The organism is Lederbergia lenta NBRC 16444, assembly GCF_001591545.1.
In the GTDB taxonomy this organism is placed as follows: domain Bacteria; phylum Bacillota; class Bacilli; order Bacillales; family Bacillaceae_C; genus Lederbergia; species Lederbergia lenta.
Genome location: NZ_BCVC01000001.1, coordinates 591369 through 605355, shown reverse-complemented (window position 1 = coordinate 605355; position 13987 = coordinate 591369). Strand labels below are relative to the sequence as shown.

Here is a 13987-nt window from a genome sequence, read left to right as displayed (position 1 = left end):
AAAAGCCCCCCGATCAACACAAGATGAGAGGAGGGCTAAATTAAAGATTTTTAGCATTTTCATAAACTCATCTTTAGAATACAAATGTATCCTTCTGAAATTAGCACCGTGCAAATAATTGCTGGTTGCTGAGGTTTCAAACGGGTCAGTCCCTACACCTCTCTTGATAAGAAAAAATATTTAATTATTTTTATGATTGTAATTATATCAATAACAGTCAAATAGTCAATATATTTCGTGAAATGTTTTTATACAATACCTCAAGAAGAGCTCCTTTTAGATTTTTGTGTTTCTCTCCTTTTCCATCCTACTCGTGGCTTCTATCTCATACTAAATACCTTTGTACTCTCACTCGTTATTGTGGATAATAGATATAAACATATTTCATCAGTTTTCAATGCAGATATCACAATGACTAGTCACAATACATATATCTTCTTATTCTTCCTATGAAACAATTAATATTCATAGAAATGATTTTAAAATCTAGGGGGTTAACAATGTCCATCACACATGTATCTCGATTTTTCTTAATAATTATTAGTCTATTTCTATTTTCTGCATGTGAAAAGGCTCCACTTTCTACGAAAACGAGTGAACAAACGGAAGAGCAAAAACAAGAGAATAAATACGAATTGGCAGTCAAAGAAAAGAATGCAGAATTAGAGCTCAAACCGCTTGAATTAACAACCTATGGTGAGGAAGTTGGCGCCAGCTTAAAAAACCCAACACACCAAAAATTTGCTGTTAGTGAAACGGTATTAATAGAAGGTAATATAGAAAAGCATGATCAACTAAGAGGGGATTTTGCATGGATAAAAATTCATTTTGTTGGGAATGCCTCGACTAGTGACTCTCTCGAATACTATGCGCCAATAGAAGATGGAAAGTTTAAACAAAAGGTGATACTTTATAATGGAGAAGGAGAATATCGTATAAACGTACTTCTACCTAGTAAAGATAAAGACAATTATTATTATGATCTCGCAAAAATCAACGTTATTAACGTCAATCCAACAATACACCGTGATATTACATATAGTCCATTTGCACAAGAAGCTGAGCTCAACATTGAAGCTCCAAGTAGTGGTTTTATAGAAGGCAATGAGGTCTTCACTTTAAAAGGGGAAACCAATCTGACTGATGGTAACAATGAATTAATGATTGAGTTAAAAAAGGATGGGGAAACCTGGAAACATATGCTCCCTATAAAAGATAAAAAATTTACTTATGATATCCCACTTTTTTACGGAAAAGGCGTTCATCAATTAAAAGTCTATGTTCCCGACAAAGAAAAAACAAACTATTTTCAGGAAGCAACGACACTTTACATAGAGAATGAATCCGATCTTGTTACTGAACCCATTACTTATTTTACAGAATACGATGAGAGAGGCGTTACACTTTCCTCCCCTTCCTTTGGAGGCGAAGAAACAGAACTAACCTATCGGATACAGGGATCGATTGACGAAGATGCACCATTCGCAAAAGAAACGACACATCTTTATATTACAACTAAAAAAGATGGCGAAGAAGCGTTGGATGTCATTCCAGTAAACGACTTTACATTCGATGACTCATTCTATCTGCGATTTGGTCCCGGAAAATATGAAATAGTAGTCAGTGTTCCGGAAATTAAAGAAGAAAACAGCAGTCATTTTAAATTTTTTGGGGTAGCTAAGTTCCATGTGGAAAATACAGCGACTGAGGGTAATCCTGATCTATTACCTTCAAGAGGTATCCAATCAGATTCACCAGAAATCATTGCGATTGCGAATGACTTGACGAAAGATAAAAAGACAGATAGAGAAATAGCAAAAGCTATTTATGAGTATAGTGCGAAAACAATATCCTATGATGTCGCAAAGTTAAAAAATGATGAGTTCGCTTGGGATGACAGTGCATTAAAAGTACTCGATTTAAAAACCGGAGTTTGCCAAGACTATTCCTATCTCGCTATTGCCTTACTACGTGCCAGTGGTAAGGAAGCTAGATTTGTCACTGGCCATGCAGGCTCTGGATTCAACCGGGCACGCCATGCTTGGGTAGAAGTAAAAGTAGATGGTGAGTGGCTAATAATGGATCCAACATGGGGTTCTGGATATGTCGACAAAGACAAGTTTGTAGCAAAATACACGGAAGATTATTTTGATCCAGATGAAGAAGCTTTCGCTAAAACACATTTTCGCGCTAAAGTTGAATATTAATTTTAGGCCGCTATAATTGCGTTAAATAAAAGCTACCTACTCCTGTTTAATATGACGCTTCTTTTATGAATAGATTTTCCAAAAATCCCCCTGAATAGTAGATTCGTTTCAGGGGGATTTTTTTATAGGTATTATTAGTTTGGTAAATTAAAAGTAGCTTTTTTTCCTTTAGAAATATCTTTTGCCTCGGTATTTCTAATTGGACCAATTTCAAATTCAAAGGCTTTGTCTTTCCAAATCTTCTCATATTGTTCTTGATCTAGGACGAAGATTTGTAATAACTCACCCGATTCGCCAGTTTTAACGATATCATCATTACGATAATTAAGTAACATACCTTCATTAAGTAAGTATTGAGCACCATCATTGACCGTTAATTTAGAACTCATGGATGACAAACCAATATCGTCTGTTCCTTTGTTATCTAATTTCAACTTAATTGTTAGTAAAGTAATTCCATTCGTAAAGGATGAAAAGCGTGGCGCCTCCTCCGCATTTGGCGTGAATTCAGTAAATTGATATCCATCCAAAGTAACCGTAACATCACCTAATGTTTCACTTTTATTGATGCCATCCTTTTCCTTTACCATCTTCTTATCGCCCATATCTTCCCTTGTCGCCCGATCTTGATAAAATGCTTCATTGTCTGCTATTTTGGCGGCGCCATCCGCATTCAGACTTAATGTAAATTTCCCTTCTTTACCAAAATTCGAATTGACATCTCCTTTTTCAGCATGTGGTTTAGGAACCTCTACGACTACAGTTGACAATTCTAGAATTGTCGCTAAGTCATCTTTGCTAAATGGGTACGCATAATAACCTGTTATTGTTTCCCCTGCCTTGATTAAATAATCATTTGGAGGTGATATTTTTTCTGGTAATTGATCTTCTCTAGGAAGTAAATCGCGATAATTATTATATGCTTTTGGAGCGCCAGTAAAGGATAAATAGAGCGCAGGCATAAAGTATGCATCCTTATCTAGCTCATTCTTCACTGTATAGTGAGCAAGAATAACTCCTCCATCTGTTTGGTCATTGAACGGAATATTAAAGTCCGTGTGAAAATCGTTTAATTCTACCAATACGTATGAATCTAATGAAATAGAAACACCGTCTGCATTATGTACTTGCGGCTCATTGTTTTCATATAGTACTTTTGTTGTTCCTTCTGTTTCTTCTTCCATATAAGTAATCATTTCTGCGAAATCCTTGGAAGTTGTGTTATCCGCAGTATTGCCTTCTTTCTCACTCTCATCATCTACATCTTCTTCAGTCTCTTTATCTTTGTCTTTATCCTTTTCCTCTTCAGCTTTTACTTTTTCAGCTACCTTATTATCCGTTTTATCTTCGGATTCTTCCTTTTTTACTTCCTTACTTCCACATGCACTAATAACTAATGCAGCTAGCAACATTGTGGTGAATAACATGATTAATCTTTTTGTCATTTTTGCAACCCCCGATTTCATCAAACTCACCCTATATTAACATAATTTACTAATTATTAAATCAGCATAAAGACGTATCATACCTCTTCATTATGCATAATTAGCACGTAAAAACGTCAGGTCATTAGACCTATATAGTCTGTAAGTAAAGGGATGCTCGTTACTTTATTAAATATTTAAAAGGAAAAAGACAAAACAGTTAAAAAACATGGAAATTTATTAGGCATTTTGACACCGCCATTTTTATTAATATACCTCCATATGTTATTATCATTTTGGTTATTTTTAATTTAGGTATCAAAGACAAAACCGGCTCCCAATCGGACAGCCGGCTTTGATTTTATAACTTTAATTCTCCCATGCGCAGTAATTCAACAACAGCTTGAGATCGCCCTTTGACCCCCAACTTTTGCATGGCGTTCGATATATGATTTCGAACTGTCTTTTCACTAATAAACAGTTCTTGAGCAATATCTTTCGTTGTTTTGTCCTGTACTAACAGTTCAAATACTTCTTTTTCTCTTTTTGTGAGCAGCGGTTTGTGAGTGTATTCATTCTCCTTCAACTATTATAACCCTCCTTGCCTTCGCCAGCTTTAAACCGCGGGATGGGTATTTTGATTGTCACCCTATCATATGTAAAACAAATAATGTAAGTGACATGAAGAAGGAGGGAATTGATTAAATAGGCAATAAAAAGTTGAAAATTTTTAGAGTTGCGATAGTAATTTTGCTTTCATTTCCTCTGTCCAAGGCTCACCTTTACCGCTTTTTTTAGAGTATTGAACCATTCTTCCTCTTCCGGAAAAACAAATCGATCCATCTTCCTTTTCACCGAAATAATGGAGTTCAACGGAAGAGGTACCTACTTCTGAAGATTTCACATATATTTTTAATTTTTCCCCAAAATAAACTTGCCTAAAAAAATCACATTGTAGATCTGCAACAACAGGCATCGTTTCATTATCCGGCTTTAACCAATTATTCATAAAGCCAAGTTTTTTGAAATACTCGATTCTTGCCTCTTCAAAATATACGAATGGTACGGTATTATTCATATGTCCAAACATATCTGTTTCAGAAAAGCGAACTATTATCTCATGAAAAAATGTAAATTCCTTTTTCCACGACTCCATATCTTTAATATATGTTGCTTTCTTCAATTTCTTTCCCCCATTCTCGATATATTACTTAAACAAAACAGGATCTGCCTTAAGGACAGATCCTGTTTTCATCCATGCCACAGGGAGATTGATTCCCTTAGTAAGATGTTAGTCTACCATATGATCGCTTCCGAAGAAGTTTTTAAACATTTGAATATTTGTTGCACGGTTCATTGATGCAATGGAAGTTGTAAGCGGAATACCTTTTGGACAAACTTCCACACAGTTTTGTGAGTTTCCGCAATTAGAAATACCGCCATCCCCCATCAATGCTTCTAAACGTTCATCCTTATTCATAGCACCCGTTGGGTGCGCATTATATAAACGAACAAGTGATAAGAATGCTGGTCCGATAAATTCAGATTGGCTATTTACGTTTGGACATGCTTCAAGACAAACACCACATGTCATACATTTAGATAGTTCGTAAGCCCATTGACGTTTTCTCTCAGGCATACGTGGTCCCGGTCCAAGATCGTAAGTACCGTCAATAGGAATCCATGCCTTAATACGTTTCAAGGAATCAAACATTCTACTTCTATCAATTACAAGATCGCGTACGACTGGAAATGTAGCCATCGGAGCCAGACGAATTGGCTGTTCTAATTTATCGACAAGGGCTGTACAAGATTGTCGAGGTTTCCCGTTAATGTTCATTGAACATGCTCCACATACTTCCTCAAGACAGTTCATATCCCAATTAACCGGAGTTGTTTTTTTCCCTTCTGCATTTACGGGATTACGACGGATTTCCATCAGCGCTGATATGACATTCATGTTAGGACGATAGTCCAGCTCAAATTTCTCTTCATATGGCTGTGAATCAGGATTATCTTGACGAGTTATGATAAAGGTAATCTTTTTATTTTCACTCATCCTTATTTCTCCTCTTTCTGTTTAGAATAGTCGCGTTTACGAGGCTTAATAAGGGATACATCCACCTCTTCATAACTGAATTCCGGAGAATTCGTTTCTGGATTGTATGTCGCCATCGTTGTTTTTAGAAATTCTTCATCATTACGGTCTGGGAAATCTGGCTTATAGTGTGCTCCCCGACTTTCATTTCTGTTTAGAGCGCCAATTGTGATGACACGTCCCAATTGAAGCATATGCCATAATTGCCTTGTAAATGCAGCTCCTTGGTTACTCCAATTCGCTGTATCATTAATATTAATATTTTTATATCGTTCCATTAACTCTACTATTTTATCATCTGTTTGTTGTAATTTATCGTTGTAACGAACAACCGTAACGTTATTTGTCATCCATTCGCCTAACTCTTTATGGAGAACATAAGCATTTTCTGTACCATCAAGCGATAAGATGTCGTTCCACTTTTCTTGTTCTTGTTTAGCGGCGTTATCAAACAATGAGGATGGTAAAGCGTCAGAGCTTCTCTCTAGACCATCGATATATTTTGCAGCTTCAGGTCCTGCAACCATTCCACCATATATAGCTGAAAGTAATGAGTTGGCACCTAAGCGGTTCGCTCCATGTTGTGAATAATCACATTCTCCAGCAGCAAACAGCCCTGGAATACTCGTATGTTGCTCATAGTCAACCCATAGACCGCCCATAGAATAATGGACAGCTGGAAAGATTTTCATGGGAACTTTACGAGGGTCATCACCTGTAAATTTCTCATAGATTTCGATAATCCCACCAAGTTTAACATCAAGTTCATGTGGATCTTTATGAGATAAATCTAGGTAAACCATGTTTTCTCCATTGATACCAAGCTTCATATTAACACATACATCAAAGATTTCTCTTGTTGCAATGTCACGAGGTACTAGGTTTCCGTAAGCAGGATATTTTTCCTCAAGGAAGTACCAAGGTTTCCCGTCTTTATAAGTCCATACTCGTCCACCTTCACCACGAGCAGATTCACTCATCAAGCGAAGTTTATCGTCTCCTGGGATAGCAGTCGGATGGATCTGAATAAACTCCCCATTTGCATATGCTGCGCCTTGTTGGTATACGATAGATGCTGCTGCACCCGTATTAATAACAGAGTTTGTTGATTTTCCAAAAATGATTCCTGGCCCACCTGATGCCATGATAACAGCGTCGGCAGGAAATGATTGGATTTCCATTGAAGTTAGATTTTGCGCAACGATTCCGCGACAATTTCCTTCATCATCTTTAATAATACCGAGAAATTCCCAGCCTTCGTACTTGCTAACAAGTCCTGCAACCTCATGACGGCGAACTTGTTCGTCAAGTGCATATAAAAGCTGTTGTCCTGTTGTTGCTCCAGCAAAGGCTGTTCTATGATGCTGTGTTCCACCAAAACGACGGAAATCTAGTAATCCTTCAGGTGTTCTATTAAACATAACACCCATCCGATCTAGCAAGTTGATAATTCCAGGTGCTGCTTCACACATTGCTTTCACAGGTGGTTGGTTTGCTAAAAAGTCGCCACCATATACTGTGTCATCAAAATGGATAAGAGGAGAATCTCCTTCTCCTTTTGTATTTACAGCCCCATTAATTCCTCCCTGTGCACAAACAGAGTGGGATCGTTTTACTGGTACTAATGAAAAGAGGTCAACCTCTTTTCCTTCTTCTGCAATTTTAATTGTAGCCATCAAGCCAGCTAACCCACCGCCGACCACGATGATTTTACCCTTGCTCATCGTGTGATTCACTCCTTTTTTTTACCTTTTGCACTCTCATGTTTTCAAATTATTAAGTCATTATCAGACGAATAGCTCTGGGTATACGAAAGCAAATGCTGCACGAACACCGATAATAGAAAGTACTACAAATACTCCAGTCATTATCCATGAAGAAATACGTTGGGAGCTAGGAGATTGTGTAATACCCCATCTTACCAAGAATGACCATAGGCCATTAGATAAATGGAATGTAGCTGATAGAATACCAATTAGATATAAAATTAATACCACTGGATTTGATAAAACATTTTCCATCATCTCGAAATTTACATCTACACCAAAGAAAGCCTTCTGAATCCGCGTGTCCCATACATGCCAAGCGATAAATGCTAATAAGAGGACACCCGTAATTCTTTGGATCGTAAACATCCAATTTCTAAAATAGCTTAACTTAACCGGATTGTTCTTTGCAGTAAACGCGATATAAATTCCAAGAATTCCATGAAACAAGATTGGTATGTATATAACTGCAAATTCTAGGAAAATAACAAAAGGAAGATTTCCCATAAATGCTGAGGCTTTATTAAATGCCTCTTCACCCTGCGTAGCAAAGTGGTTAATTATTAAGTGTTGTACCACAAAAAGGCCCACTGGAATAACACCCAATAATGAGTGTAATCTGCGCCAATAAAACTCGCTTTTTCCTGCCACAATTTACCCCCCTCATTTGTTAAGCCTCTATTTTGCTGAAAATTGCTGAAAAATACCGCATGGGATATTCGCTCATTCAACAACATAGAGTTTTTTAATCGATTATGTGACATATCCATTCTACTCCTCACTATCAGAAGCGTCAAGGCAACGGTTACATATTTCAATGAGTTCTGAATAAAAAATTTTATTATTTATTGCCATCTTTTTTTCCATTTGGTCTTTTTTTGTATATAATAGGTGCATAAAGAAAGAGGGGAATTAATTGAAATCTTCATTAAATAAAAATCCTGAAACGCAAAGTGATATAAATGAAAACTATTCTGTCCCAATTTTCGGCTATGAATTACTTCGTGATATTCTTATTCCTGATTTATTAGGTAAGGAAACCTCTGAAATTACTTATTGGGCCGGTAAACACCTAGCACGTAAATTTTCAGTTGATTCTCTAGAAGACAGTGAATCCTTTTTTCTAGATGCTGGTTGGGGCCAATTAGATTTGATCAACGAAGCGAAAAATGAAATGAAGCTCGAATTGACTGGTGACATCGTAAAGAGAAGATTCCAAATGTTAGCTGATCCATGCTTTCGACTAGAAGCAGGATTCATCGCTCAACAAGTTCAATCCCAAAAACAAGCAGTGACCGAAGCTTTTGAAGAAATATCAAAAAAGCAAAATAAAGTTATATTTACTGTAAGATGGGACTTAAAAGATCCTATAATAAAATAATTATGTGATTGGTCCACAAATAAAAGAGGTTGCCTTAAAACATAAAATTTAAGGCAACCTCTTTTACTTACTGCGTTATTTTACTTCTTCTGCTACTGCACCAAGATCAAACGCTTCATGTAATGTTTGAGCTGCTGCATGCATTTTTGCTTCCTCTACTACAGCGGAAACTTTTATTTCTGATGTACTGACCATTTTAATTTGAATGTCTTTATCCGCTAATACTTGGAACATTTGGGCGGCAACACCAGGATTAGACACCATACCAGACCCTACAATCGATACCTTTGCTAGCCCTGCTTCATATTCAATACTTTCGAATCCAAGTGTCTCTTTTTGACTTTCAAGTACATTAACAGCAGCTTGGCGATCTTTATTTTTTATTGAAAAAGATAAATTAGTTTTATTTCCATCTGTTTGACTCTGGATAATAATATCTACGTCTATTTCACTCTTAGCAAGCTCTGAAAATATGGAAGACAAGCCAGTTATTTCGTTTTTCAAACCAAAAACAGTTAATCTTGTCATATCTTTCTCAAAAGCAACGCCTCTTACAATTAAATTATTCTCCATGGATACTTCCTCCTCAATTACAGTGCCTTCTTCATCCTCTGTGCTCGAGCGCACTTCAAGCGAAACTTTATGATTTTTTGCAAATTCAACTGCACGTGGATGTAATACACCCGCTCCTAGATTAGCTAGTTCGAGCATTTCATCATATGAAATAGCTGGGAGCTTCCGAGCTTGTGGTACATACCGTGGATCTGAAGTGTATACGCCTGTCACATCTGTGCAAATAAGACATCTCTCAGCACCTAAAGCCGCTGCTAAAGCAACTGCGGTAGTATCAGATCCTCCCCTACCTAGCGTTGTGATTTCCCCATCTTCTGTCACTCCTTGAAATCCTGCGGCAACGATTATTTTTCCTTCTGATAGTTTTCTCTCGATCGGGTCTATTTTCACATCCACAATTCTTGCATTTGAATGAACTTTTTCTGTCACGATTCCAGCTTGCCAACCAGTAAATGACACAGCAGGCATCCCCATTTCAGTAAGTGCCATAGATAAGAGCGAAATAGATACTTGCTCTCCTGTAGCCAAAAGCATGTCCATTTCTCTTTTAGCCGGATTCTCCGTAATCTGCTCTGCAAGTTGAAGTAACTGATCTGTCGTTTTCCCCATTGCTGAAACAACAACGACAACTTTTTTTCCTTTTTCTTTGTAATTTGCGATCCGTTTCGCCGCTTGTTTAATTTTATCTGTTGTACTGAGCGATGAACCACCAAATTTGATAACAATAGTTCCCATTATTCTGCCTACTTTCTAAATTGATATAAAAAAGGCAATGAGAGGTTAATCTCATTGCCCGTGAATCGCAAGAATACATTTTTCATTCACTAACATCATGAGATAGCTCTCCAAAACAGTGTCTCCTGTTTTGACAATCCTGCATTTCTTAAACCCAGGACCAGCAGAGATTATTATAGGTTCTTCTCCACTTCGGCAAACCATCCCTTTCAAAATCTATCGTCGAAGCCTATACTTCTTCAGATTTCTACTCTTGAAGGTTTGCACCTCTATCTTTATTATTAATTTTCCCTATTATAGCACCTAGCCTTTTTTTTCTCAACTAATTATTCTAAATTTTCCTTCAGTGCCTCTGCAATTTTAATTGGCAAGCCTAGCTCAGTGAATTCCTCAACGCTTGCTTCCTTCATTTTTTTCAGAGACCCAAAATGACGGAGTAATTTTTTCTTTCTAACTGGACCTATTCCTTCTATATCATCTAATGCCGACTGAAATGCAGACTTCCCACGCAATTGTCGATGAAAAGTAATCGCAAAACGATGCACCTCATCTTGAATTCTTTGTAATAAATAAAATTCCTGACTATTACGGGCCAATGGGATTATTTCTAGTGGCGAGCCGAAAAGCAACTGTGATGTACGATGTTTATCATCTTTTGCCAACCCGGCAACTGGAATGTTTAAGCCAAGCTCATCCTCAATAATTTCTTTTACTGTGTCAATTTGACCTTTCCCACCATCAATTAAAATTAAATCAGGAAATGGAAGCTTATCACGTAACACCCTTGTGTACCTTCTCCTTACCACTTCTCTCATTGATTCATAATCATCGGGCCCTTTTACCGTTTTAATTTTATATTTACGATATTCCTTTTTTTCTGGCTTACCGTTTATAAATACAACAAGGGCGGAAACTGGATCAGCCCCTTGAATATTGGAGTTATCAAATGCTTCAATTCTATACGGAGGATAAATATTCATTGCTTTGCCTAGTTTGTCTATGGCGTTAACAGTTCGTTCTTCATCACGTTCAATCAGCGCAAATTTTTCATTTAGTGAAATTTGCGCATTTTTATTGGCTAATTTTACTAAGTCTTTCTTTTGACCCCTTTTTGGTTTTAATACTTTTATGTTTAATAATTGTTCCGCTAAATTTTCATCGGCAGATTCAGGTATCAAAATCTCTTTAGGCTTAAAATTTTCCGGAAGTGAATAAAACTGTCCCAAATATGTGAGAAATTCCTCCTCTTTTTCACCGTAAACAGGGAATAGTGATACGTCACGTTCGATTAATTTTCCTTGTCTAATGAAGAATACTTGAACACACATCCACCCTTTATCAATTGCATAACCAAATACATCACGATCTGTAAAATCAGATGTCATCATTTTCTGTTTTTCCATCGTTGCTTCAATATTGGCAATCTGATCTCGATATTCTGATGCTCTTTCAAATTCAAGTCCTTCAGCAGCTTCATGCATCTTTTTCTGCAAATCAGCTTTGATATTTGTATAACCCCCGTTTAAAAAACGAGTAATTTCATCAGTCATTTCTTTATATGTTTCTGTTTTCACTTCATTAACACACGGGGCAAGACATTGCCCCAAGTGATAATAAAGACATACTTTATCTGGTAACTTCTGACACTTTCTCAATGGATAAAGACGATCAAGCAGTTTTTTCGTTTCATTTGCCGCCTGTGCATTCGGATATGGTCCAAAATATTTACCTTTATCTTTTTTCACTTTACGTGTCGTAATTAATTTTGGATGCCGTTCATTCGTCAGTTTTATATATGGATAGCTCTTATCATCTTTAAGCATAATATTATATTTAGGGTCATGTTTCTTTATTAAATTCATTTCTAATATAAGCGCTTCAATATCGGAAGATGTAACAATATATTCAAAATCTACAATTTCACTAACAAGCCTCTGTGTTTTTGTATCATGTGAACCTGTAAAATAAGATCGCACCCGGTTTTTCAGGACTTTCGCCTTTCCAACATATATAATTGTATCTTGCCGATCCTTCATTAAATAACAACCGGGCTGATCCGGCAAAATGGCTAGTTTATGACCAATTCTTTCATTCATTTTTTCACCCGCTTGATACCTTTATTATTAAAGAAAAGCACAAGACGCCCGTTTAGTGACGTACAAACGGGAGAAATTCTAACAAGATAAAGGAAACACGGTAAGCCAAAATGGCGGGCCGTTGTTGACTTATCGTAGGTAGAACTTAAAGTTTGCTGGTCGCTGGGCGCCTGGAGCTAGACATTGGAAGTCATTATTTAAAAAGAAAACTATATATTTTTATACTCTCTTATCTTTTGAAAAAATCCGAGCAATCGCCCGGATTTTTGATTCATCTTACATATGTTTATTAAGTAACTCCGCTAACTGCTCTTTTGATTGGAAGCCAACTGTTTTGTCGACTTGCTCACCATCTTTGAAAACAAGTAGAGTTGGAATACTCATAATACCATATTGGCTTGCTGTTTCCTGATTATCGTCTACGTCAACTTTTACAATTTTTGCTTTTTCGCCTAATTCAGCGTCAAGTTCCTCAAGAACTGGAGCAATCATTTTACAAGGTCCACACCATGGAGCCCAAAAGTCTACTAATACGACACCTTCACCAATTTCAGCAGCAAAGTTTTGGTCTGTTGCATGTGTAATAGCCATTTACATTACCTCCTAAATATACAATCTGAAGCTAACGACAGTATATCATCCGGTTATAAATCACGCTAATTATTTGCTTCATGAATAATATACCCGGTGTAAAAATATATAATCCCTTTTATTTAGGAAGATACAGCTTTGATTTTGCGAAATTCCTCCGTTAATAGAGGAACTACCTCAAATAGGTCTCCAACTATCCCATAGTCTGCAACATTAAATATAGATGCTTCAGGGTCTTTATTGATGGCTACTATTACTTTAGAGTTTGACATACCAGCCATATGCTGTATCGCACCTGAAATCCCACATGCAATATAGAGATCTGGTGTAACGACTTTACCCGTTTGACCAATTTGTAATGAGTAATCACAATAATCTGCATCACACGCCCCTCGCGAAGCGCCGACAGCCCCACCAAGTAGATCAGCTAGCTCTTGAAGTGGTTTGAATCCCTCTGCGCTTTTCACCCCACGACCGCCTGCAATGATTACTTTTGCTTCCGATAAATCAACGCCATCACTTGTTTTTCTCACAACATCTTGAATAATCGTCCTTAAATCTTTAATATCCACTGCAATAGATTTCACATCACCTTTACGGAACTCATCTTTTTCTAACATATCAATATTATTAGGTCTAATTGTGATAAAAATTGGACCCTCTACTATTTCTTTTTTTTCAAAAGCTTTTCCTGAGAAAATAGGCCTAATAAATGTTACATTATCGCTACCTTCTTCTATTTTAGTCACATCAGAAATAAGACCTGCATTTAATTTATTTGCTATTTTGGGCGAAAGATCCTTCCCAAGCGCAGTATGTCCGATTACAATACCATCTGGCTTTTCCTGTGCTTCTACCGATAGAAATGCTTGCGAAAATCCATCAGACGTATAATGACCTAATTTCTCATTCTCCACTATAATTACTCGATCTGCTCCGAATTGAATCATTAATTGAGCCTGTGTCTGAACGGAGTCACCAAGTAAAACGGCAACTACTTCCCCATCACCCGCAAGTTTTTTCCCTGCAGCGATTGCTTCAAATGAGACATTTCTTAACGCTCCATCTCGTAATTCTCCTAAAACCAATATTTTTTTCCCCATGTGAATACCTCCT

At 37.0% G+C, this 13987-nt stretch carries 12 protein-coding genes and 2 riboswitches; of the genes, 2 read left to right on the top strand and 10 right to left on the bottom strand.

Annotation, left to right across the window (positions count from 1 at the left end; genetic code table 11):
- Positions 1-64 precede the first annotated feature (64 nt).
- Positions 65-173, bottom strand: a riboswitch (SAM riboswitch).
- Between the two features lie 327 nt (positions 174-500).
- On the top strand, positions 501-2207 hold the full coding sequence (locus BLE01S_RS02670; protein WP_111703426.1) for a transglutaminase domain-containing protein: 1707 nt from the start codon (positions 501-503) through the stop codon (positions 2205-2207).
- Positions 2208-2341: 134 nt separating this feature from the next.
- On the opposite strand, the gene BLE01S_RS02665 is transcribed toward BLE01S_RS02670, so the two are convergent.
- The 6 genes from BLE01S_RS02665 to BLE01S_RS02640 form a co-directional block, all read right to left on the bottom strand.
- The gene (locus BLE01S_RS02665; RefSeq protein ID WP_066140789.1) at positions 2342-3652 is read right to left on the bottom strand and encodes a DUF5068 domain-containing protein; all 1311 of its coding nucleotides are present in this window, start codon (positions 3650-3652) and stop codon (positions 2342-2344) included.
- A gap of 340 nt (positions 3653-3992) precedes the next feature.
- On the bottom strand, positions 3993-4217 hold the full coding sequence (locus BLE01S_RS02660; RefSeq protein WP_066137030.1) for a helix-turn-helix domain-containing protein: 225 nt from the start codon (positions 4215-4217) through the stop codon (positions 3993-3995).
- 144 nt (positions 4218-4361) lie between these two features.
- The gene (locus BLE01S_RS02655) at positions 4362-4814 is read right to left on the bottom strand and encodes an acyl-CoA thioesterase (RefSeq protein ID WP_066137029.1); all 453 of its coding nucleotides are present in this window, start codon (positions 4812-4814) and stop codon (positions 4362-4364) included.
- Between the two features lie 108 nt (positions 4815-4922).
- Positions 4923-5690 (bottom strand): succinate dehydrogenase iron-sulfur subunit, encoded by a 768-nt coding sequence (sdhB, locus tag BLE01S_RS02650; protein ID WP_066137027.1) that lies wholly within the window; start codon positions 5688-5690, stop codon positions 4923-4925.
- 2 nt (positions 5691-5692) lie between these two features.
- Entirely contained in the window at positions 5693-7453 is a 1761-nt protein-coding gene (gene sdhA, locus BLE01S_RS02645) for a succinate dehydrogenase flavoprotein subunit (protein ID WP_066137025.1), read from the bottom strand.
- A gap of 63 nt (positions 7454-7516) precedes the next feature.
- On the bottom strand, positions 7517-8146 hold the full coding sequence (locus BLE01S_RS02640; RefSeq protein ID WP_066137023.1) for a succinate dehydrogenase cytochrome b558 subunit: 630 nt from the start codon (positions 8144-8146) through the stop codon (positions 7517-7519).
- 265 nt (positions 8147-8411) lie between these two features.
- Here BLE01S_RS02640 and BLE01S_RS02635 point away from each other — a divergent pair, with 265 nt between their 5' ends.
- Positions 8412-8876 (top strand): YslB family protein, encoded by a 465-nt coding sequence (locus BLE01S_RS02635; protein ID WP_066137021.1) that lies wholly within the window; start codon positions 8412-8414, stop codon positions 8874-8876.
- A 75-nt stretch (positions 8877-8951) separates the two neighbouring features.
- Here BLE01S_RS02635 and BLE01S_RS02630 read toward each other — a convergent pair whose 3' ends face one another.
- From BLE01S_RS02630 to BLE01S_RS02615, 4 genes are all read right to left on the bottom strand, one after another.
- A complete protein-coding gene (locus tag BLE01S_RS02630) occupies positions 8952-10184 on the bottom strand; it encodes an aspartate kinase (protein WP_066137019.1) in 1233 nt (410 codons plus the stop codon).
- Positions 10185-10279: 95 nt separating this feature from the next.
- Positions 10280-10464: riboswitch (Lysine riboswitch) on the bottom strand.
- A 46-nt stretch (positions 10465-10510) separates the two neighbouring features.
- Complete coding sequence (gene uvrC / locus BLE01S_RS02625; RefSeq protein ID WP_066137016.1) at positions 10511-12280, bottom strand: excinuclease ABC subunit UvrC; 1770 nt, start codon at positions 12278-12280, stop codon at positions 10511-10513.
- A gap of 276 nt (positions 12281-12556) precedes the next feature.
- Positions 12557-12871, bottom strand: a complete 315-nt coding sequence (gene trxA / locus BLE01S_RS02620) for a thioredoxin (protein WP_066137014.1) — start codon at positions 12869-12871, stop codon at positions 12557-12559.
- A 122-nt stretch (positions 12872-12993) separates the two neighbouring features.
- A complete protein-coding gene (locus BLE01S_RS02615) occupies positions 12994-13974 on the bottom strand; it encodes an electron transfer flavoprotein subunit alpha/FixB family protein (protein ID WP_066137012.1) in 981 nt (326 codons plus the stop codon).
- Positions 13975-13987: the final 13 nt, after the last annotated feature.